This is a genomic window from Streptococcus sp. 1001283B150225_161107_H12 (assembly GCF_015552665.1).
Lineage (GTDB): Bacteria > Bacillota > Bacilli > Lactobacillales > Streptococcaceae > Streptococcus.
In genome coordinates, this window is the sequence record NZ_JADNFC010000001.1 from 171,230 (window position 1) to 192,680 (window position 21,451).

A 21,451-nucleotide genomic window follows, 5' to 3' on the forward strand; every position below is an offset into this window, starting at 1 on the left:
AAAATGAACATTCGTAGTGCAACTATGAAGGATTTAGAAGCCATTTTTACCATAGAACTGGAAAATTTTAGTCCAGAAGAGGCAATAGATAAGACGGTGCTTGCAAAACATATTGAAACGTTTCATAATAGCTTTTTAGTCGCTGAAAAGGATGGCCAAATTCTTGGCTATCTAGAAGGCCCAGTGACACAAACTAGATATGTCGAGGACCGCTCTTTTACAGCAGACGTAAAGGACGAGTCCCATCTACCAGGAGGTTATATTGCCCTTACGAGTCTTTCGATTTCTCCGTCTGCACAGGGCTTAGGGGTCGGGAAAGCCCTACTTGAAGCCATGAAGAATCTTGCTTTAGAAGAAGGACGGGAAGGGGTTAGTTTGACCTGTCATGATTACTTGATTGAGTATTATGAAAGGAACGGCTTTGTAAACGAAGGACGCTCGGCCTCTAACTATGCTGGGGAAGTCTGGTACGATTTAGTATGGGAGGTCCCATCAAGTAAGTGATCAATAGGATTTAAGGCCCTCAAGCCTCGTTCCTATTGCTTTTCTATCCCTTTTAAGATATAATATTAAGGATTATGACAAGGGGGGTCAAGTATTTGACTGAAAACCAACAAGAGAATGAAAAATTATTAAGCTTCAAAGAGCGGATTCTCCGTGATCTTGAAGAAGCCAATAAACAGATTGTACAGGTTGAAAAAGAAGTTGACTTACCTGTTCAAGAAATTTCTATTCCAGAGAACCAAGAAGACGAGACGGAAGGGGCGCTTTCTGAGCTTGTGTCAGAAGAGTCCGAGGTTCAGGAAACCGTAGAGATTCCAGAGGAAGTAGAAAAAGTAGAAGCACCAGAGGTTACAGAGGTTCCTGCAATTAAGGAAGTAGCCAAAGAGAACCAAGAAGAAACAACTCTACCAATCGAAGAGCCAACTCGAGAAGCAGAAAGCTCAAGTCAGCCTGTGGCTGTTTCGAGAAAAGAAACACCTGTATCTAGTGTTTCGCGCAAGGATCGGGATCAACGCGTTCAGAAAAAGAAAAAGCAGAACACCATTGCGAAACGAATCGTCTTGACGGTTCTAGGAATTCTTTTTGTCTTAATGGTTGCAACTGGAATTTTTGCAGTGACCTATGTTCAATCTAACTTAAATGCTATGGATGCCAAGGCTACAGAGTTTGTAACCGTTGAAATTCCTGCTGGTTCTAGCAATCGTGAAATTGGGACTATTTTGGAGAAAAAAGGTTTGATTAAGAATGGCCAGTTCTTCAACTATTACACCAAGTTCAAGAATTATGGGAACTTCCAATCCGGTTATTTCAATCTTCAAAAGAGTATGGATCTCGATACCATTATTCAAAAATTGCAAGAGCAAGGAACTAAAACTCCGGAACCACCAGTCTTAGGAAAAATTACCATTCCTGAGGGCTACACAATTGATCAAATCGCGGAAGTGGTTTCTGTGGATGCGAGCTCCAAATCTGGTGCCAAGACTCCGTATACGCAAGAAGAATTTCTAAAAGTCATCCAAGATGATGCCTTTATTGAAAAGATGGTAGCCAAATATCCTAAGTTACTCGCAACCTTGCCATCCAAAGAAAGTGGCGTACGCTACCGCTTGGAGGGATATCTCTTCCCAGCTACTTATGGCTATGGAAAAGATAGTAAAATGGAAGATCTTGTAGACCAGATGTTAGCTGCAATGGACCAAAATCTTTCAGCCTACTATGATACCATGGAAGCTAAAAATATTGATGTCAATGAGGCATTGACGCTGGCTTCTTTGATTGAAAAAGAAGGTGCTACCGATAAAGATCGCAAGGATATTGCAAGCGTCTTTTATAACCGTTTGAATCAAGATATGCCTCTTCAAAGTAATATTGCCATCTTGTACGCACAAGGCCAATTAGGCAAGAAGACGACACTAAAAGAAGACGCAACGATTGACACCAATATCGATTCACCCTATAATATCTACAAGAATACTGGTTTGATGCCTGGTCCAGTAGATAGTCCAGGGGTATCTGCAATTGAAGCAGCCGTCAACCCAAGCAAGACAGACTACCTCTACTTTGTAGCAAATGTAGAGACTGGGGAAGTCTATTTTGCGAAAACTTATGAGGAACACACTAAAAACGTGGAAGAACACGTGAATAGCAAATTAACAGAAAGCAGCTCAAACTAAGGAGGATGTGGCATGCCACACCTTTTTAGTTCGAAAAAAATAATAGAAAAGAGAAAAAAATATGGCAGAAAAAACCTATCCAATGACCCTAGCTGAAAAGCAAAAGTTAGAACTAGAATTAGAAGAATTGAAATTAGTTCGTCGTCCAGAAGTTGTAGAGCGGATTAAAATTGCTCGTTCTTACGGAGACCTTTCAGAAAACAGTGAATACGAAGCAGCTAAAGACGAACAGGCTTTTGTTGAAGGGCAAATCTCCAGCCTAGAAACAAAGATTCGTTATGCTGAAATTGTCGACAGCGATGCTGTCGCTGTTGATGAAGTAGCAATCGGAAAAACAGTTACCGTGCAAGAAATTGGCGAAGACGAAGAAGATGTTTACATTATTGTTGGTTCAGCTGGAGCGGATGCTTTTGCTGGTAAGATCTCAAATGAAAGTCCAATCGGTCATGCCTTAATTGGTAAGAAAACAGGGGACACTGTGACGATTGAAACTCCAGCAGGAAGCTACCAAGTGAAAATCTTGAATGTGGAAAAAACAGAATAAAAAATGAGAGTGAGTCACTCTCATTTTTTTTTGAAGATAAAGTCTTCTGAAAAACTTTCCTTAGGTGAGTACGGACGTCAGCGAACTTCGAAGAAGTTCCATGACTTAGTTTTGAGACCTTCGCTCTTTAATTTCCAGGCTCAGGCTAAAACAGTTCCCCAAACTGTTTTACTCTCAAAACTCCCGAGTGCCTGAAACACAATAGTTTCAGGCACTTTTCTCACAGCGGAAAGTTTTTCATCTTCTTAAATAACTAAAAAATAAAAGTAATTTTTTGATAATCATCTAACTGTTTTATGTAAAACAATAGTTTGTATCTATTATTATATGAGAATGAACCACTCTCATTTTTTTGTAGTAATGGAAAAGCCGAGATGATATCTCGGCCTTATTGCTAATATTAGTTACGATTGCGTTGTTTTCCAGCGTTTCGTTTTTTGTTTCCGTTAGTTGGAAGGGAACGATTCGCGTTGGTTGGATTAGTTGGTGTGATATCTTTTTTAACGCGACGTCCATTGGATGCTGGAGCTTTTGGAGGGTTATTTTTATATTCCTCAGCAACTTGTTTCCGTAATCTTGGACGGATGAGGTAGTTGATGACAAATTGTTGAATAATCTGTACGAAACCACCGACTACCCAGTAGAGAGTGACACCAGCTGGCGCCATCAAAGAGAAGACGGCAATCATAATTGGGCTTACGAGAGCTGTTTTCTTCATAGTTTCTCTTTGGTTTTCATCTTCGATACCATGGAGAGAGAGCATACTTTGAATGTAGTAAAGAACAGCAACAACTAAGGTTAAAGCAAGACTTTTTGAACCGAGACCAATGCCAAGGAAAGAGTCCTTGCTAATACCTGGAGTGTATTGAGCTGCAAAATATAGGGCAGAGAAGAAAGGCATTTGAATCAACAAAGGCAGGCATCCAATACCACCGAATGGGCTGACACCATTTGCTTTTTGAGCATCCATCAATTCAGAGTTGGCCAATAATTTCTCTTCTTGAGTCTCCGCATTTTTGATGCGTTCTTGGATCGGCGCAAAGATCGGTTTGAGGTAGTTCATCTTTTCAGACTGGTAGGTTGCCTTCCAAGATTGATAAATACCTAGAGGGAAGATGATGACACGAACAATCACTGTTACGAGGATAATCCCTAGACCAAAGCCGAGGCCAAGATCTGTCGCAAAGAAATTGATGGCTTCCCCCATCGGTTTTCCAATGAGATTCCAGACAAAACCGGTTGGTTGTTTGGTTGTCTTGTCGATGCTGACACATCCTGTTAAGAGGAGGAGAGCAGACAAGCTGAGAGCAGCAAGTAAATAACGTTTATATTTTTTCACAAGTTTTAATCCTTTAATTTTAAATAATACCTTTCTATTCTACTGTTTTTTTATCAAATTAACAATAGTTCTCTAGACTTAATTTGAAATTTTAAAATCTTTGTAGGGTTCGAAGTTTGCCAGATGGACGTTTAGATAAGAAACCTTTGAAAAAGGAGTAGGGCCTTTTCGTATTTCTTGGATAAATTTGGCCATGCGGGCATTGTCTTCGCAGGCGGCAAGGATAGTGACCGTTCCGTCATCATTGTTCCAGACCCGGCCTGTAATACCTCCAATTTCTAATGCTAAGCTATAAACTCCCCAACGGAAGCCAACACCTTGAACCCGACCTTGGGCCGTCATTTCAACTTTTTGCATGCTTGTTCTCCTTGTGCTTGAATTCCTACTCAGGACGGAGAAGCTCCTCCTGTGAATGTGGTATAATAGTCTTATGAATATTATAACCTCTAAGTCCAATAATGGGATCAAAAAAGTTAAAAAACTTCATCAAAAAAAATACCGAATCGACTCCTACCTGATCGAAGGCTGGCATCTTTATGAAGAAGCTATCAATCATCAGGCTCCGATTGAACAAGTCTTTGTTCTGGAAGAGTTTGTAGATAAGGTCAAGAAAGATACGAAGGTGACCATCGTAACTCCTGAGGTTTTAGCAGAAATTGCTGATTCCAAAAGCCCTCAAGGAATCGTGGCAGAAATTAAGATACAGCCAATCCAGCATCTTCAGCTGGCTCAAGGACGGTATTTATTGTTAGAGGATGTTCAAGATCCAGGAAATGTCGGAACCATGATTCGGACTGCTGACGCAGCAAGCTTTGACGGGGTGCTTCTAACCGATCAATCAGCAGATTTGTATAATATGAAAACCTTGCGCTCTATGCAGGGGAGTCATTTTCATCTTCCTGTTATCCGTTTGCCTAAAGAGCAACTCTTAACAGCCATTGAAGAAAGTCAGCTACCCATCTATGCGACCACCTTGTCTCAGGATTCTATTGACTATAAGCAAGTGGAGAAAGTCCCTGCTTTTGTACTGGTCATGGGGAATGAAGGACAAGGTATTAGTGAGCAGATGGCTGAGAAGGCAGATCAGCTGGTTCATATCACCATGCCAGGTCAGGCAGAGAGTCTGAATGTCGCTGTTGCTGCAGGGATTTTGATCTTTTCTATGATTGAAGAATAGTGCGTTAGTCAGATAGAGGAGGTGAGACGCATGTATCGACAAGATAAAGAATATATGGCTGAAGTCGGACATTTGATCCAGCATCCCAAACTTCAAAAATTAAAGGAAATTCCCCACCATATTCATTCCAACCGTTTGGAGCATTCCATTCACGTTAGCTACACCAGCTACCGCATTTCTAAGAAGATGGGCTGGGATACCAAAAGTACAGCAAGGGGAGCTCTCTTACACGATCTTTTTTACTACGATTGGCGGCAGGTCAAATTTAACAAGAGCCATGCCTGGGTGCATCCTCGGATAGCTGTCCGAAATGCCAAAAAGATAACAAGCCTCAATAAAAAAGAAGAGGACATCATCCTCAAACATATGTGGGGATTGACGCTTGCTCCACCCCGCTACAAAGAATCTTTCCTCGTGACCATGGTCGATAAATACTGGGCGATCAAAGAGGCCTCAGAACCAATGAGAAAAAAGTGGTCAAAGAGGAGACTTTTCCATCGAAAAATGTTAAAATCATAATAATTTAAGTTTGAAAGGAATGATTGATGATGAATCAACAAACCGTTATCCACGAACAAAGTGGTCTTAATAGCTTTTATAGCAAAATTTATTCTCTAGTTGGAGTTGGAGTTGGAATCTCAGCTGTTGTATCAGCTTTGATGATGACCCTTTTCCAAGAAACCTTCATATATATTCTAACTCAGGCTCCATGGGTCTACTATATTGCCATTGCCGTTGAATTGATTTTGGTCCTGGTCGCTTCGAGACAATCGGTGAAAAACAATCCCATGGCCTTGCCTCTCTTTTTAACTTATTCAGCTTTGAATGGGTTTACCTTGAGTTTTATCATTGCACGCTATGCTCAAGCGACAGTTTATAAAGCATTCGTCGTTAGTGCCTTGATGTTCTTTATCATGTCAGCCATTGGTCGTGTGACCAAAAAAGACTTGTCTGGAATGGGCCGAGCATTTATGGGAGCCTTGATTGGAATTATCATTGCTTCGATTGCGAACATCTTCTTACAAAGCTCTGGTATGGATTATGTTCTTAGCATTCTTTGTGTTATTATCTTTGCAGGTTTGACTGCTTGGGATAACCAAAAGATTCGTTATGTCTATGAACAATCCAATGGTCAGCCAACCAATGGATGGGTTGTTGCTTTGGCTTTGGAACTCTATCTTGATTTCATCAACTTGTTCATCAATATCTTACGTATTTTTGGACGCAACGATTAATAGAAAGAGCCGGGGAACCGGCTTTTTTTGTTGGAAAACTTGTGATATACTAAAGAAAATTGATAGAAAAGAGAATCTTCATATGAAACGTCCATTTATTAGTAGAGAGAAATTAAAACAAATTACGGAAACCTATCCAACTCCCTTTCACCTATATGATGAAGCTGGGATCCGGCAGACAGCTCGTGCCCTCCATCAAGCCTTTTCTTGGAATCCAGGCTTTAAGGAGTATTTCGCTATCAAAGCGACCCCTAATCCAGCCATCCTAAAAATCCTCAAAGAAGAAGGCTGTGGCTTGGACTGTGCTAGCTATGTGGAGCTGCTGATGGCACAAAAATTAGGATTTACGGGTCAAGAAATTATGTTTTCTTCCAACAATACACCGGTTGAAGAGATGGTCTTTGCCCGTCAGCTAGGAGCGACTATCAATTTGGATGCTTACGAAGATGTAGCCTTTCTACAATCTGTTGCGACACTACCGGAGGTCATCTCTTGCCGCTATAATCCAGGAGGGGTGTTTGAACTGGGAACGGATATTATGGACCATCCTGAAGAGGCTAAGTTCGGCATGACCAAGGAGCAATTGATCCAAGCATTTACGGAGTTGAAAGATTTAGGAGTCAAACGATTTGGGATTCATGCCCTCTTAGCTTCGAATACCGTCTCCAATGATTACTATCCAGAATTGGCTAAGCAATTATTCCAGTTGGCAGTAGAAGTGGTTGAAAAGACAGGGGTTACCTTGGACTTTGTCAATCTCTCCGGTGGGGTTGGAGTAAACTACAAACCAGAAGACCAACCAAATGATATTGCTGTGATTGGGGAGGGTGTTCGTCAGGCTTACGAGGACATTTTAGTTCCAGCCGGCTTAGATCAAGTGAAAATCTATACGGAATTAGGCCGCTTTATGCTAGCACCACATGGCCTATTGGTCACCCATGTCACCCATAAGAAACAGACTTATCGGACCTATCTAGGAGTAGATGCTTCGGCTGCCAACCTACTCCGTCCTGCTATGTACGGGGCCTACCACCATATTACCAATCTGGATCGACCAGATGGAGAGACAGAAGTAGTAGACATTGTTGGTAGTTTGTGTGAAAACAATGACAAGTTTGCCAAGAATCGGGAATTTCCTGTCTCTGAAATTGGGGATCTCTTGGTCATCCATGATACAGGAGCGCATGGTTATTCCATGGGCTATCAGTACAATGCCAAGCTCCGCTCTGCGGAGATTTTATTAGAAGAATCGGGCCAAACTCGTCTCATTCGACGGGCCGAAAAACCCGAGGATTACTTTGCAACATTGTATGGCTTTGACTTTGAAAAATAGGGCCTTTTTGGTATAATAGAAAATGTGTAAATATTGAATTTAGGAGAAAAACACTTATGTCTACATTTTTGACAATTTTATTGATTATCCTTGCTTTCTTTGGTGGAATGTTGGCAGGTATGTACCTACTTCGCAAGCAGTTTGAAAAAGAATTTGCATCAAACCCACGTTTGAATGTTGAAGCAGTTCGTACATTGTTGGGAGCTAGTGGTCAACGTCCAAGTGAAGCGAAGGTGCAACAAGTTTACCGTCAAATTCTGAATCAACAAAAAGCATCTTTGAATACGAAGAAGAAATAAAAGCAAAACAGATGACACAATAAAATAAGTAGAGGGACTTTAAGATTTTTCTTGGTCCCTTGTTTTGAAAGGAAGGCAGATGGACAATCGACCAATTGGTTTTTTGGATTCGGGTGTCGGAGGGTTAACCGTTGTTCGCGAATTGATGCGGCAACTTCCCCATGAAGAGGTGGTCTATATTGGTGATTCCGCTAGAGCACCTTATGGCCCGAGACCAGCAGATCAAATTCGTGACTATACTTGGGAGATGGTTCGTTTTCTCCTAACGAAAAATGTGAAGATGATTGTTTTGGCCTGTAATACGGCGACAGCTGTTGTATGGGAAGAGGTGAAAGAAGCCTTGGATATTCCTGTTTTAGGAGTGATTTTGCCAGGAGCTTCCGCAGCGATCAAGGCGACAAAAAGCAAACGAATTGGAGTCATTGGGACCCCGATGACGGTCGCCTCAGATATTTATCGGAAAAAAATTCAAAGCCTATCACCAGAAATGGCAGTAGAGAGTTTAGCTTGTCCGAAATTTGTCCCTCTGGTTGAATCCAATGAGTTGCAGTCCAGTGTTACAAAAAAAGTTGTCTATGAAACCTTGAAACCTTTGGCTGGGAAAGTGGATACACTGGTTTTGGGATGCACCCATTATCCTCTCCTTCGCCCTATTATTCAAAATGTCATGGGGCCAGAGGTTCAATTAATTGATAGCGGTGCTGAGTGTGTCCGGGATATCTCGGTCTTGCTCAACTACTTTGAGATTAATCGCAGTCGTCAACTGGAGGACTGCCACCATCAGTTTTATACAACGGCCAATGCAGCCAGTTTTGCAGCGATTGCCAAGACTTGGTTGCATCAAGTTGTTCATGTGGAGCATGTAGAATTATGAACCAAAAGATATATGAATACAAAGATGCCTTAAATTGGTTTCTAGCTGAATGGGGAGATCGGAGTGACTATAACGAATATAGTGAAGTCTCTTCAGAAGCTTCTGAGCTTGTTGACTTAGTAGAATCACTAGTTGGAGAAACAGACTTGGGCTTTCCCCTAAATGTAACGGTTGTTCGTTACGCATCTAGTTTGCAGTTTTTGACCTTCCTCTTTCAAATCGTTGAGGAAACACTAGGTCGCAAAATTGAACTCGTGCAGCGTCAAGGAGCTCTTCTCATTGTAGAAGGAGAGCAATTGCTCTCAGTCTATCTGCCAAAGAATGGTCTTCCACTTGCAGATTTTTTGGGCCAGGAAGGTCTCAAGGATCGCTTACTAATCGCTACTCGGAATGAAGGAAAAACAAAAGAGTTTCGTCAGATCTTTGAGCAAATGGGCTTTGAAGTCGAGAATCTCAATGACTATCCGGATCTTCCAGAAGTCGCTGAAACAGGAATGACTTTCGAAGAAAATGCTCGCCTAAAAGCTGAGACGATTTCACAGCTAACAGGGAAAATGGTGTTGGCAGATGATTCAGGACTCATGGTCGATATCCTTGGGGGCTTACCAGGTGTCTGGTCTGCTCGCTTTGCAGGTGTGGGAGCGACTGACTTAGAGAACAATGCCAAGCTCTTACACGAGTTGGCGATGGTCTTTGAATTGAAGGATCGGTCAGCAAAATTTCATACAACCTTAGTGGTTGCCAGTCCTGGTAAGGAGAGCCTTGTTGTGGAGGCGGATTGGCCAGGATATATCAATTTTGAACCAAAAGGTGAGAACGGGTTTGGCTATGATCCCCTCTTTTTAGTAGGAGAAACAGGTAAGACATCTGCTCAACTAACTCTAGAGGAGAAAAATCAACAATCGCATCGTGCTTTAGCCGTGAAGAAATTAGTGGAGGTATTCCCAGCATGGCAGAACAAGTAATTATCGTCATGAGTGATTCTCATGGAGATCGTCAGATCGTAGAAGAGATCAAAAACCACTATAAAGGAAAGGTCGATGCCATTTTTCACAACGGGGATTCTGAGTTAGAAAGTACCGACCCTGTATGGGAAGGCATTCATGTTGTCAAAGGGAACATGGACTTTTATGGGGAGTACCCTGAACGTCTGGTGACGCAATTGGGTCCTACTCGGATTATTCAAACCCATGGTCATCTTTTCCAAATTAATTTTAGTTTTCAAAAGTTAGATTTGTGGGCCCAGGAAGAAGATGCAGATATCTGCCTCTATGGCCATCTGCATATTCCGGATGCTTGGAAGGAAGGGCGTACCCTTTTTCTGAACCCTGGGTCAGTCAGTTTACCGAGGGGGCCTATTCAAGAGTGCCTCTATGCTAAAGTGGAAATTGATGCAGATTCCTATCGAGTTGAATTTTTAAATCGGAAACATGAGGTCTATGAACCTCTTACAAAGGAGTTTGATCGATGATCGCCAACGAATTTGAGGAGTTTATTCTCCGAGAAGAAAAGACTTTTTTGACTCCAGCGCGCAATTTGGCTGTCTTGATTGATACGCATAATGTGGATCATGCCATCTTGGTGCTGAGTCAAATTAGCTACACTCGTGTTCCTGTTGTGACCGATCAAATGAAATACGTAGGGACGATTTCTTTAACAGATATTCTTTCTTACCAAATGAAACATGATTATTCTGATGAAGTCTTTTCATCCATGGACATCGTTCATATGACAAAAACGGATGGGGAGCGCCTAGGAAAAGACTATACTGTGACGGAAGTCTTGCATAAGTTGGTAGAGGAATCCTTTCTACCGGTTGTTTCAGAGGATGGAATCTTTGAAGGGATCATCACTCGAAAATCCATTTTAAAAGCCATCAACTCCCTCATGCACAATTTCTCAAATGAATATGAGATGAGGAAAAAATGAAAGAATACATAGCTAGTTTTATCAAAGAAAAAGACTTAAGTGAAAATTCACAGACGGCTTATTCTTATGATTTGGATCAGTTCGTGGATACTGTTCATAACCATGTCTCAGATACCAATCTTCGAATTTATCAAGCTTCGATTAAAGATTTTAAACCAGCTGTTCAAAAACGGAAGCTTTCAGCCGTCAACCAATTTTTGTTTTATCTTTATCAACATCAAGTTATTGAGGATTATCATCGCTTGGTCCTTCCGAAAGTCTCTGTGCCGAAAAGCCACGACCAAGAACTATTGGACTTATCCCTCTTGTGGGAAGGGTCAGAGCAATCCCAAGGTCGCTTGATTGCCCTATTGATTGTCGAGATGGGCTTGTTGCCCAGTGAAATTCTTCAGTTGAAAATCGTTGATATTGAACTCGATTTTCAGGTTTTACGAGTAGGAAAAGAAGGACAAAAACGGGTCTTGCGTATTCCGGATGCTCTTCTAGGAGAGTTGACGGATTTGATGACGGGGACTTATTTATTTGATAACAAGGGCAAGGCCTATTCGCGTCAGTGGGGCTTCCGTCAATTAGAGTCCTTCCTATTGGAAAAAGGATTTGAGAATCTTTCGGCACAATCCTTACGAGAACAATACATTTTAAAACAAAGAGAACAGGGGATGGATCTGTTTAGCATCGCCCGCGAGCTCGGTTTAAAAACTCTTGTTACCTTAGAAAAGTATAAGTAATGGATATTAAAATAAAGGATTTTGAAGGTCCTTTGGATCTTCTCTTACACCTCGTTTCAAAATACCAAATGGATATTTATGAGGTTCCTCTAATTGAGGTGATCGAGCAGTACTTGGCCTATCTAACGACCCTTCAAGCCATGCGACTTGAGGTTGCTGGTGAATACATGCTGATGGCCAGTCAATTGACCTTGATTAAGAGTCGGCGTCTCCTTCCAAAAATTGCGGAGCAAGCAACGGATGAAGAAGATTTGGAGCAGGATCTCCTGTCTCAAATCGAAGAGTACCGGAAGTTTAAACTATTGGGTGAAAAGATGGCCCTTCAACACGAGGAGAGAGCCCAGTACTTTTCAAAACCCAAAACGGAATTAGTCTATGATGATGCTGAATTGGTCCATGACAAGACCACGATAGATCTTTTCTTGGCCTTTTCAAAATTGTTAACGAAAAAGAAGGAAGAATTTCGACAAAATCATACGACCATTGTTCGAGACGAGTATAAAATTGAAGACCTGATGAATGTTGTTCGTCACTTGTGTCAACCTGGTAAGAGAATCTTACTACAAGATATTTTTGAGGAAGCCAAGGATGTCAACAAACTGATTACAGTCTTTTTGGCGACTTTGGAATTAATTAAAGTACAAGAAGTTGAGGCTCTTCAGGAAGAACCATTTGGAGATATTATTTTAGTAGGATTAAAGAATGAGTAAAATTGCAGAGATGGAGGCCCTCTTGTTTGTTGCAGGAGAAGATGGTTTAACGGTGAGGCAGATTGCCGACCTCTTATCCCTTCCTCCCACAGGGGTGATTCAGAGTTTAGAAAAATTGGCCCAGAAATATGAGCAGGATCAAGATTCTAGTATGGCCTTATTGGAGACAGCGTCAACCTATAAATTAGTGACCAAGTCCCAATATGCAGAGCTGTTACGTGAGTATTCAAAGTCACCAATGAATCAAAGTCTCTCTCGTGCCGCCTTGGAAACTCTCTCCATCATTGCCTATAAACAGCCGATTACTCGGATTGAAGTCGATGATATTCGAGGGGTGAACTCTAGCGGGGCTATTTCAAAATTACTTTCTTTTGAGTTGATTCGAGAAGATGGGAAGAAAGAAGTCATTGGGAGACCTAATCTCTATGTGACGACAGATTACTTTTTGGATTACATGGGGATTAACCACCTAGACGAGCTACCAATTGTTGAAGAGACTGAGTTAATCGGTCAAGAAAGCCAATTATTTACAGAAAGAACTGAGGAAATTGATGAGAATTAACAAATATATTGCTCATGCTGGTGTCGCAAGCCGCCGCAAAGCAGAGGAATTGATTAAGCAAGGCCTTGTCACTGTAAATGGCCAAGTGGTCCGTGAATTGGCGACAACGATCAAGTCTGGAGACAAGGTAGAAGTAGAAGGTCAACCAATATACAACGAGGAGAAGGTTTACTACCTCTTAAATAAACCAAGAGGGGTCATCTCCAGTGTATCAGACGATAAAGGGAGACCAACTGTTATTGATTTGTTACCGCAAGTCAAGGAACGGATTTATCCTGTCGGTCGTTTGGACTGGGATACTTCTGGTGTCCTGATTTTGACCAATGATGGTGATTTTACGGATGAAATGATCCACCCGCGTAATGAGATTGATAAGGTTTATGTTGCGCGCGTGAAGGGATTGGCGAACAAAGAAAACTTGCGTCCCTTGACTCGTGGTGTGACCATCGATGGCAAAAAGACCAAGCCAGCAACCTATGAGATTCTAAAGGTTGATCCAGAAAAGAATCGCTCAGTTGTCCAATTGACCATCCATGAAGGACGCAATCACCAGGTCAAAAAGATGTTTGAAGCCGTTGGCCTCTTGGTGGATAAATTGTCCCGGACCCAATTTGGAAATCTAGACGTTTCTGGACTTCGTCCTGGTGAATACCGCCGTCTCAATAAAAAAGAAATCAGCCAATTGCATACCCTTGCAGTGACAAAGACGAAAAAATAATGAAGAAATGTGCGATCGGCCTTGTTCGTCTCTATCAACGCCTTCTTTCTCCCCTCTTTCCACCCTCCTGTCGCTATAGTCCTACCTGTTCCAACTATATGATTCAGGCTATTGAACGGCATGGTTTGAAAGGGATTCTGATGGGGCTTGCCCGGATTCTTCGTTGCCATCCCTGGAGCAAGACTGGAGTAGATCCAGTTCCAGATCATTTCAGTCTGAGAAGCCACCTAGAAGAAGAGAAAAGCGAAAATTAAGTTAGAGCAAACTTTCATAAGAAGTCTCACTCAGAGCAAAGAAAAAAGTTTTGGAAATTCTCCAAAACTTTTTGTTTTTAGCGATCGGACCAAGTGCGAGGCATAAAGAGCAGTAACATCGGGTAGATTTCTAACCGTCCTGCAATCATGGCAATTGATAGTAAGAATTTAGAGATGGGGCTAAAGATAGCGAAAGTATCCGTTGTCCCAATCATCGGTCCGATATTGTTAAAGCAACTAAAGACAGCACTGACAACCGTCATAAAATTGTTGCTGTCAAAGCTGACAACCGCAATGAGGGCGATCGTAATCAAGGTATAGACTACGAAATATTTTAAGATTTTGTGCTGGGTGTCTTTATCTAAGGCAGTGCCATTCACATGTAAGGTCATCACCCGGTTGGGTGAGAGAGTCGAACGAATTTGATTCTTTCCGATTCGAGCTAAAATCAAGCAGCGAATCACTTTTAGTCCCCCAGCCGTTGAACCAGCGGATCCACCAACCACCATGAGCATGAGAAGGAGGAACTGAGAAAAGAGCGGCCAATCAACAGTATTGCCAAAACCAAATCCAGTCGTGGTAATGACATTGGAGACTTGGAAAAAGGACATTTCAAAACTATCTGCAAAATTATGATAGAGATGGAAAATGTTGCAGGCAATCAGAAGGGAAGAAACCCCGACAATCATCAGGTAGGTGCGAAGTTCTTCATCGCCGAAGAAGGCTTTGAACTTGCGAAGCATGATGTAGTAATAAAGGTTAAAATTGACCCCAAAGACCAAGACTCCAAAGCTGACCAAATAGGTGATGAGGGTCGAATGGTAGTGGGCAATCCCGTCATTGAAGACGGTGAACCCACCAGTACCAGCAGTCCCCATAGCAATGATAAAGCTATCATAAAGAGGCATACCAGCACAGAAGTAGATCACGACAAAGAGGAAGAAGAGGGCCAAATAGAGGTAATAAAGGATTTGAGCTGTGTTCTTCAATTTGGATACAATTTTACCAAATACGGGACCAGGCACTTCTGCCTTCATCACTTCGAGGTGGCTGTTCTTGTTATTGTCCATAATAGCTAGGGCAAAGACCAGCACCCCCATCCCTCCGATTAAGTGGGTGAAACTACGCCAGAATAGAAGGGAAGGACTGAGGACGGAGACGTCATTTAAAATAGTTGCCCCTGTAGTCGTAAAACCAGAGCTAACTTCGAAAAATGCATCAATGATGTTTGGGATTTGTCCTGAAAAGACAAAAGGAAGAGCACCAAAGAAGGACCAGAGGATCCAACACAAAGCCACAATCAGAACGCCTTCCTTGGCATAGATGTGAAAATCTTTGGGTTTGAAAAAGGAACCAATGCCTCCCAATACAAGGAGGATGGCAATGGTTGCAAATAGGGAGAGAAAGACAGTTGGGCTATCCTTGACAACAAAATCGTTCTTTAGATTGAGAAGTGCAACCACAATCGGCACACAGAGCAACATAGCTTCAATCAGAAGGAGTTTTGCTAAAAGGTAGCGAATCATACTTTTGTTCATGGCTTACCCCTCTAACAAATCATAGATTTTAGTGATGTTGCTGATTAGGGTAGTAACGATAATGCGATCCCCTATCAAAAGATGGTCATCTCCAGTTGGGAAAATAGCTTTCCCGTTTCGAATAATGGCTGCGATGAGAACACCTTTTTTCAATTTCAGTTGTGCCAAAGGTTTGCCCGTCATTTTGTTTTCTTCGCGAATCTGGAATTGAAGGGTCTCGATTTGACCGTTGGCGACGTGGTGCAAGGCTTCAAGATTTGAATAGCGGGCATTATAGCGACCACGAATGAAGTGCATGATGGTGTCCACCGCAATTCCTTTGGGTGTCACAATACTTGAAAAATCTTGCCGATCAATAATTTCCAGTAGGCTAGTCCGGTTGACCTTGGTAATATTCTTTTGAACACCTACACTATTTAGGAACATAGAAGCGATAATGTTTTCTTCATCGACCCCTGTTAGAGTCGCCACAGCATCAAAGTTACCTGCGCGCTCTTCCATTAGAATATCTTTTGATGTCCCATCTCCCTGGATAACATAAAGATCCGGGAATTCTTGACTAAACCATTCTGCCCGTTTTTGATCGATTTCAATGACTTTTAAGTCAATCTTCCGTTTGCTATTTTCCAAAATATTTAGGAGATAGTAGGAAATCTTGCCAGCTCCGATCAGAAGCAGACTTTTAACAACTTGCGGTCGAATGCTATTGTGGAAGTCTACGATTTCCACTCGATTTCCAGTCATAAAAATCTTATCAAAGGCTTGTAAAGTGAAGTCGCCATCTGGAATCGTTAACTGACCTTGCCGTTCGATGGCACAGATAATGATGTTTCCGTATTTCTTTCTGAATTGAGAAAGAGTCATCTGGCAGAGTGGGCTTTCCTCCTTGATTTTGAACTCCATGAAGGCCACTCGCCCACCAGCGAAGTGCTCAACGGATAAGGCATTTGGGAAGTCAATGCTATTAGCAATGTAGCGAGCAGCAAGAAGCTCAGGATTGACAACTAGAGAGAAGCCGAGAATATTTTTCTCTTTAAAATAAGAATTTGAGTATTCCGGATTGCGGACCCGGACAATGGTTTCTTTGGCTCCCATTTTTTTGGCTAAGACGGCAGAAACCATGTTGACTTCGTCTTGCTCTGTTAGGGCGACAAAGATGTCACAGTCGGCTACATCTGCTTGTTCGAGAATTTTAAAGTTGGCACCATTTCCAACAATACCAATGATATCGTAGCGTTTGGTAATGTGATTAACGACGGCTTCATCTTGTTCGATCAAGATGACATCGTGATTTTCTGCGACGAGGGAACGACAGAGTGCTGTTCCGACTTTACCGCCTCCAACTACAATAATTTTCATGAATATTTCCTCCAAAGTATGATTCTATCTTACTCTATTTTCAAAAAAAAATCACCTCTTAATGGTGGAAATAGGGCATAAAGGGGCAGATTCTCTAAACTACATGAAAGAGAATGTAAAAAAGTGAAATTTTTTTGTCGAAATAGTTGACAGGAGGCATGAAAGTGGTATACTGATACAGTAACCTCATTGATTTACCTCAAACCTGTTGTGAGTTAAGTTAATGAAGTCGTAACCACGCTGTTTGCTGAGCTTGACTCCGGGCAGTGTGGCTATTTTTTTGCCAGAAATGAGATCGTGATGAATATTGAAGAATTAGCTTATACAGAAACCAAATCAAAAAACCATGTAGTTCTCTATCAACCTCAAATTCCCCAAAACACAGGGAACATTGCTCGTACTTGTGCAGCAACCAATGCCCCCCTTCACATCATTCGGCCCATGGCTTTTCCTATCGATGATCGGAAGATGAAACGTGCGGGACTGGATTATTGGGATAAGTTGGATGTTCGCTTTTACGACAGCTTGGATGAATTTATGGAGGCTGCAGCTGGAGGAAAGGTCCACCTGGTTTCAAAATTTGCTGATCAGACCTATTCGGATGTGGATTATAATGATGATGCAGAACATTATTTCATTTTTGGTCGTGAGGACAAAGGCTTACCAGAGGATTTTATGCGGCTTCATGCTGAAAAGGCGATTCGGATTCCGATGAATGATGAGCATGTTCGAAGCTTGAATGTCTCCAATACCGTTTGTATGATTGTTTATGAAGCCCTCAGACAACAGGAGTTTGCAGGCTTAGAGCTGGTCCATCAGTATGAGGGAGATAAGTTGAAGTAGGAAGAGACTCTTTACAAAAGGAGTTTCGTTGTAACTTTTGATATTACAAAACACTTGCAATAGCAGGTGTTTTTTGTTATGATTAAGGAGTCTTCAGGGCAGGGTGTAATTCCCGACCGGCGGTGACTTTTACTAGGAAATGCTCTTTTCCTTTTCTACTTTGTTGCCAAGCTTTGCCTAACTAGAAGTTATGCCTAGAGCTTGTCGCCTCGTCTAAAAGAAAAATCTCCATTTCCATAGTCTAAAAGAAGTCCGCGAGCGCAAGCTGATGTGGTGTGACTCCACAACCGACAGTATAGTCTGGATGGGAGAAGACGAGAGAGGAACAAACCTGTTCTTTTTGACGATGGACTTGATGGAAATTTTGTTGATTTTATAAGAAATTAGTCTTTGCGCTTTTTACTTGTAGCATCAGGGCTTTTTTAATCAAGTACCAAGGAACTGTTTAAGTTTTCTTTAAAACGATTGAAATAGAATAAGGTTAAGGGAATCTTTCCAACTTCTTCTAATTTTAGTAAAAATTGGAGGAACCTGTGATGACAAATACTCGTAAACTGACCCTAGTGGCTGTTTTATCTGCACTTTCTTTTCTATTGATGTTTTATCAACTATCAATAGGGATTGATTTTTTAAAGGTTGACTTTAGTACGATTCCAATCTTACTCGCCTTAGTTCTATTAGATTTGAAGAGCTCAGTTGTGGTGGTTTTGATTCGATCGGTTCTCAAGTTGGTTTTGAATGGTCGAGGAGCTGAGACCTTGGTTGGCTTACCAGTTAACATAATTGCTGTCTTAGTCTTTGTCTTAGCATTTGCAGTCATTTGGAATAAGAAGAAAAACCAGGTTCGGTTTGTGATTGCTAGTCTAGTTGGGACCATTGGTTTAACCATTTCCATGCTCCTGGTCAATTACTATTATGCCATCCCTCTCTATGCTAAATTTGTTGGTTTTGACATAGCAAAGATGGTCGGAGTTGAAAAGTATCTTCTCAGTATGGTTGTTCCCTTTAATCTAATAGAAGGACTGATTTGGGCTGTGACCTTCTGGATGGTATACACTGTCGTACAGCCCCTACTTAAAATCTATGAAAAATAAACAATCTCATTTTTTAAAGGGCTCTTTTGCCCTTTTGTTATTTATGATTCTGGGCTATGTAGTCAAATTTTATCCTGAAAATTTAGTCGGAATCGATCAACCGATTCAATCGGCTATTCGCGGGGATTTACCAGCCTATTTGACAGCCTTCTTTACCCGTGTAACAGTGCTGATGAACACACCCGTTGTTGCATCCTGGGTTGGCGTCATTGTCCTCTTCTTTGTCTGGAAGAAATGGTATACGGAGGCCCTCCTCCTCACCGGGAGTTTGGTTACAACTGGATTACTCGTGGTAATCCTGAAACACATCTATTTACGCCCACGACCAGCACTTCAACATTTGGTCCAAGAAGGGGGCTATTCTTTTCCAAGTGGCCACTCCTTGGCAGCCACCCTGGTCTTCGGTAGTTTGATCATTGTGGTAGGGCAACGGATGACCTCTCAAGTCGGGAAAGTCCTGGCTCAGATTGCCCTCTTTCTTTGTATGGTGACCATCGTTGTATCACGTGTCTATGTTGGGGTTCATTACCCGACAGACGTCACAGGAAGTATGCTTTTGGGATTTGGTTTGTTGCAAATGGTCTTTCCTTATTACGACCGTTTGCGTTTTGAATGGCGCTTTAAGAGTAAGCAGAAATAAAGCATGAACGATTTATTTGAAGAAAAGGTCCTAAAGGTCGTTGCTCAGATTCCCCTGGGATGTGTGGCCACCTATGGTCAAATTGCCCAACTCATTGGCTATCCTCGTCACGCCCGCCAGGTCGGCAAGGTCTTGGCTACTTCTACAAAAGCTGTGACCTATCCCTGTCATCGGGTCGTGACCTCTACTGGTCGCCTGGCTCCTGATTGGGAAGAGCAAGGCACGCTTCTCTGGGCAGAAGGGGTGGAATGCAAATCCAACGGTTGTGTGGATCTTAAAAAATACAAATGGAAAGCAGAGGAGACTCAACTTTGAGTTCACTCTGCTTTTTTGCTATAATGAGGGGTATGAAATCCTATACGACCTTAAATGATTATTACCGAACTTTATTTGGAGAAAAGACCTTCAAAGTCCCAATCGATGCGGGCTTTGACTGTCCCAATCGTGATGGAACTGTTGCTCGAGGGGGCTGTACTTTTTGTACAGTTTCTGGCTCTGGGGATGCCATCGTAGCACCAGATGCCCCTATTCGGGATCAGTTTTACAAAGAAATTGATTTTATGCACCGCAAATGGCCCGACGTCAAAAAGTATTTGGTCTATTTTCAAAATTTCACTAATACGCATGAATCCGTCGATGTCATTCGGGAGCGCTATGAGCAAGCCATCAATGAACCAGGTGTCGTAGGGATTAACATCGGGACACGACCAGACTGCTTGCCGGATGAAACGTTGGCCTATCTAGCAGAATTGACAGATCGCATGCATGTGACTATTGAGCTAGGCTTGCAGACGACTTATGAAACGACATCTGAATTGATCAACCGAGCCCATAGCTATGAACTTTATGTGGAAACGGTGAAGCGGATTCGCCAACAGGTCCCTAAGGCAGAGATTGTTTCACATTTAATCAACGGTCTTCCTGGGGAGACGCATGAGATGATGGTGGAGAATGTCCGTCGTTGTGTAACAGACAACGATATCCAGGGCATTAAATTGCACCTGCTCCATCTCATGACCAATACCCGGATGCAACGAGACTACCATGAAGGACGATTGCAATTGATGAGTCAGGAGGAATACGTGTCGGTTATCTGTGACCAACTGGAGATCATTCCCAAGGAAATCGTCATCCACCGGATTACAGGAGATGCTCCACGCGAAATGTTGATAGGACCGATGTGGAGTCTCAATAAGTGGGAAGTACTGAATGCCATTGAAGCTGAGATGCGTCGTCGTGGAAGTGTTCAAGGTTGTAAAGTAGGAAAATAGGAGGAGTAGCATGTTGCGACCATTAGAGATGGCCCATGATTTTCTTAGGGAGATCATTACAGATCAAGATACTGTGGTTGATGCGACCATGGGAAATGGGCATGATACCCTTTTCTTGGCAAAACTAGCCAAAGAAGTCTATGCATTTGATATTCAAGAACAGGCCTTGGTCCATACGCAAAAGCGCTTGGAAGAAGCTGGGCTCTCCAATGCCCATCTTCTTTTAAAGGGGCATGAAGAAGTAGATCACTATGTGGACCAGGTCAAGGCGGCTATCTTCAACTTAGGCTATCTTCCTTCAGCAGACAAGTCGATTATTACCCAGCCTAAAACAACGATCCAAGCCATTGATAAACTCTGTCACCGCTTGATCAAGGGAGGGCGAATAGCCATTATGATCTATTATGGTCATGAGGGTGGGGATCTCGAGAAGGATGCTGTCTTGGAGTTTGTCTCCCAACTGCCTCAACAAGAATTTACGGTCACTAGTTACCGGACCCTGAACCAGATCAATCATCCCCCATTTTTGGTCATGATCGAAAAATTAGAAAGTTATCGCCATGGATAAAGAATTTTTAAAAAATAAAATTGATGCTCTTCGCCACGATTTTGTGGAGTCTACCTCTCATGAACGTGCCGTTGGTTTTTTAGATGAAGCACGGATGAGCAAAAAGATGATCAAAATCAAGAAGAAGCTGGTTTCTCTTGAAATGGAACGTTGCCAGAAGAAAATTGAGCACAAGGATCTGACAAAGATTGATCAAAAGATCCAAGAACAAAAGCAACTCTTTGAGGACTGTTGTAACCAACGATCAGGAGGATAAGGG

28 protein-coding genes and 1 riboswitch are annotated in these 21,451 nt (G+C 42.1%); of the genes, 24 read left to right on the forward strand and 4 right to left on the reverse strand.

The genetic code is table 11. The features are described from left to right. Positions 1-3: 3 nt before the first annotated feature. From I2C87_RS00740 to greA, 3 genes are all read left to right on the forward strand, one after another. Positions 4-504 (forward strand): GNAT family N-acetyltransferase, encoded by a 501-nt coding sequence (locus I2C87_RS00740; protein ID WP_195323670.1) that lies wholly within the window; start codon positions 4-6, stop codon positions 502-504. 62 nt (positions 505-566) lie between these two features. Continuing rightward, positions 567-2,177: an endolytic transglycosylase MltG gene (gene mltG / locus I2C87_RS00745; protein WP_416385279.1), complete on the forward strand. Its 1,611-nt coding sequence runs from the start codon at positions 567-569 to the stop codon at positions 2,175-2,177. Positions 2,178-2,238: 61 nt separating this feature from the next. Further along, entirely contained in the window at positions 2,239-2,721 is a 483-nt protein-coding gene (gene greA, locus I2C87_RS00750) for a transcription elongation factor GreA (protein WP_006595775.1), read from the forward strand. Positions 2,722-3,121: 400 nt separating this feature from the next. On the opposite strand, the gene yidC is transcribed toward greA, so the two are convergent. Continuing rightward, positions 3,122-4,060, reverse strand: a complete 939-nt coding sequence (yidC, locus tag I2C87_RS00755) for a membrane protein insertase YidC (RefSeq protein ID WP_195323672.1) — start codon at positions 4,058-4,060, stop codon at positions 3,122-3,124. A gap of 78 nt (positions 4,061-4,138) precedes the next feature. Continuing rightward, on the reverse strand, positions 4,139-4,417 hold the full coding sequence (locus tag I2C87_RS00760; protein ID WP_195323673.1) for an acylphosphatase: 279 nt from the start codon (positions 4,415-4,417) through the stop codon (positions 4,139-4,141). Between the two features lie 73 nt (positions 4,418-4,490). Here I2C87_RS00760 and I2C87_RS00765 point away from each other — a divergent pair, with 73 nt between their 5' ends. The 14 genes from I2C87_RS00765 to yidD all read left to right on the forward strand — a co-directional run bounded on the left by I2C87_RS00765 (position 4,491) and on the right by yidD (position 13,879). After that, entirely contained in the window at positions 4,491-5,237 is a 747-nt protein-coding gene (locus I2C87_RS00765) for a TrmH family RNA methyltransferase (RefSeq protein WP_154853597.1), read from the forward strand. A gap of 30 nt (positions 5,238-5,267) precedes the next feature. Continuing rightward, positions 5,268-5,756, forward strand: coding sequence for an HDIG domain-containing metalloprotein (locus I2C87_RS00770; protein WP_048715413.1), 489 nt, complete (start codon positions 5,268-5,270; stop codon positions 5,754-5,756). Positions 5,757-5,785: 29 nt separating this feature from the next. Next, positions 5,786-6,472, forward strand: coding sequence for a Bax inhibitor-1/YccA family protein (locus I2C87_RS00775; protein ID WP_006595780.1), 687 nt, complete (start codon positions 5,786-5,788; stop codon positions 6,470-6,472). An 82-nt stretch (positions 6,473-6,554) separates the two neighbouring features. Then, complete coding sequence (locus I2C87_RS00780) at positions 6,555-7,805, forward strand: diaminopimelate decarboxylase (protein ID WP_195323674.1); 1,251 nt, start codon at positions 6,555-6,557, stop codon at positions 7,803-7,805. 56 nt (positions 7,806-7,861) lie between these two features. Beyond that, complete coding sequence (locus tag I2C87_RS00785; protein WP_006595782.1) at positions 7,862-8,104, forward strand: YneF family protein; 243 nt, start codon at positions 7,862-7,864, stop codon at positions 8,102-8,104. Positions 8,105-8,183: 79 nt separating this feature from the next. Continuing rightward, positions 8,184-8,978, forward strand: coding sequence for a glutamate racemase (racE, locus tag I2C87_RS00790; protein ID WP_006595783.1), 795 nt, complete (start codon positions 8,184-8,186; stop codon positions 8,976-8,978). Beyond that, entirely contained in the window at positions 8,975-9,943 is a 969-nt protein-coding gene (locus tag I2C87_RS00795) for a nucleoside-triphosphate diphosphatase (protein WP_195323675.1), read from the forward strand. The genes racE and I2C87_RS00795 overlap by 4 nt, the downstream gene beginning before the upstream one ends. Next, a complete protein-coding gene (locus I2C87_RS00800; RefSeq protein ID WP_048688308.1) occupies positions 9,928-10,449 on the forward strand; it encodes a metallophosphoesterase in 522 nt (173 codons plus the stop codon). Before I2C87_RS00795 ends, I2C87_RS00800 begins: the two co-directional genes overlap by 16 nt. Then, complete coding sequence (gene cbpB / locus I2C87_RS00805; RefSeq protein ID WP_195323676.1) at positions 10,446-10,907, forward strand: cyclic-di-AMP-binding protein CbpB; 462 nt, start codon at positions 10,446-10,448, stop codon at positions 10,905-10,907. The genes I2C87_RS00800 and cbpB overlap by 4 nt, the downstream gene beginning before the upstream one ends. Further along, on the forward strand, positions 10,904-11,635 hold the full coding sequence (gene xerD / locus I2C87_RS00810) for a site-specific tyrosine recombinase XerD (RefSeq protein WP_195323677.1): 732 nt from the start codon (positions 10,904-10,906) through the stop codon (positions 11,633-11,635). The genes cbpB and xerD overlap by 4 nt, the downstream gene beginning before the upstream one ends. After that, the gene (locus tag I2C87_RS00815) at positions 11,635-12,345 is read left to right on the forward strand and encodes a segregation/condensation protein A (protein WP_154853585.1); all 711 of its coding nucleotides are present in this window, start codon (positions 11,635-11,637) and stop codon (positions 12,343-12,345) included. The genes xerD and I2C87_RS00815 overlap by 1 nt, the downstream gene beginning before the upstream one ends. Further along, positions 12,338-12,907 carry an SMC-Scp complex subunit ScpB gene (gene scpB, locus I2C87_RS00820; RefSeq protein WP_023024095.1) on the forward strand — a complete coding sequence of 190 codons (570 nt, stop codon included), beginning with the start codon at positions 12,338-12,340 and terminating at the stop codon, positions 12,905-12,907. The genes I2C87_RS00815 and scpB overlap by 8 nt, the downstream gene beginning before the upstream one ends. Further along, the gene (locus I2C87_RS00825; RefSeq protein ID WP_023024093.1) at positions 12,897-13,625 is read left to right on the forward strand and encodes a pseudouridine synthase; all 729 of its coding nucleotides are present in this window, start codon (positions 12,897-12,899) and stop codon (positions 13,623-13,625) included. Before scpB ends, I2C87_RS00825 begins: the two co-directional genes overlap by 11 nt. Continuing rightward, a complete protein-coding gene (gene yidD, locus I2C87_RS00830) occupies positions 13,625-13,879 on the forward strand; it encodes a membrane protein insertion efficiency factor YidD (protein ID WP_048688293.1) in 255 nt (84 codons plus the stop codon). Before I2C87_RS00825 ends, yidD begins: the two co-directional genes overlap by 1 nt. Positions 13,880-13,956: 77 nt before the next feature. Here the strand turns inward: yidD and I2C87_RS00835 are convergent, their stop codons facing one another. Together I2C87_RS00835 and trkA are read right to left on the reverse strand one after the other, a co-directional pair. Beyond that, entirely contained in the window at positions 13,957-15,417 is a 1,461-nt protein-coding gene (locus I2C87_RS00835) for a TrkH family potassium uptake protein (RefSeq protein ID WP_048715397.1), read from the reverse strand. A 3-nt stretch (positions 15,418-15,420) separates the two neighbouring features. Beyond that, a complete protein-coding gene (gene trkA / locus I2C87_RS00840; protein ID WP_048688284.1) occupies positions 15,421-16,776 on the reverse strand; it encodes a Trk system potassium transporter TrkA in 1,356 nt (451 codons plus the stop codon). A gap of 300 nt (positions 16,777-17,076) precedes the next feature. Between trkA and I2C87_RS00845 the strand changes: the two genes are divergently transcribed. From I2C87_RS00845 to I2C87_RS00875, 7 genes are all read left to right on the forward strand, one after another. Then, complete coding sequence (locus I2C87_RS00845) at positions 17,077-17,619, forward strand: tRNA (cytidine(34)-2'-O)-methyltransferase (RefSeq protein ID WP_048688281.1); 543 nt, start codon at positions 17,077-17,079, stop codon at positions 17,617-17,619. A gap of 85 nt (positions 17,620-17,704) precedes the next feature. After that, positions 17,705-17,939, forward strand: a riboswitch (FMN riboswitch). 216 nt (positions 17,940-18,155) lie between these two features. Continuing rightward, entirely contained in the window at positions 18,156-18,713 is a 558-nt protein-coding gene (locus I2C87_RS00850) for an ECF transporter S component (RefSeq protein WP_195323678.1), read from the forward strand. Beyond that, positions 18,703-19,353 (forward strand): phosphatase PAP2 family protein, encoded by a 651-nt coding sequence (locus tag I2C87_RS00855; RefSeq protein ID WP_195323679.1) that lies wholly within the window; start codon positions 18,703-18,705, stop codon positions 19,351-19,353. Before I2C87_RS00850 ends, I2C87_RS00855 begins: the two co-directional genes overlap by 11 nt. 3 nt (positions 19,354-19,356) lie before the next feature. Beyond that, positions 19,357-19,668 carry an MGMT family protein gene (locus I2C87_RS00860; protein ID WP_048688271.1) on the forward strand — a complete coding sequence of 104 codons (312 nt, stop codon included), beginning with the start codon at positions 19,357-19,359 and terminating at the stop codon, positions 19,666-19,668. Between the two features lie 23 nt (positions 19,669-19,691). Further along, on the forward strand, positions 19,692-20,624 hold the full coding sequence (locus I2C87_RS00865) for a TIGR01212 family radical SAM protein (protein ID WP_195323934.1): 933 nt from the start codon (positions 19,692-19,694) through the stop codon (positions 20,622-20,624). 10 nt (positions 20,625-20,634) lie between these two features. Further along, on the forward strand, positions 20,635-21,192 hold the full coding sequence (locus I2C87_RS00870) for a tRNA (mnm(5)s(2)U34)-methyltransferase (RefSeq protein ID WP_195323680.1): 558 nt from the start codon (positions 20,635-20,637) through the stop codon (positions 21,190-21,192). Continuing rightward, positions 21,185-21,448, forward strand: a complete 264-nt coding sequence (locus tag I2C87_RS00875; protein WP_006595800.1) for a hypothetical protein — start codon at positions 21,185-21,187, stop codon at positions 21,446-21,448. Before I2C87_RS00870 ends, I2C87_RS00875 begins: the two co-directional genes overlap by 8 nt. The last annotated feature ends 3 nt before the right edge of the window (positions 21,449-21,451 follow it).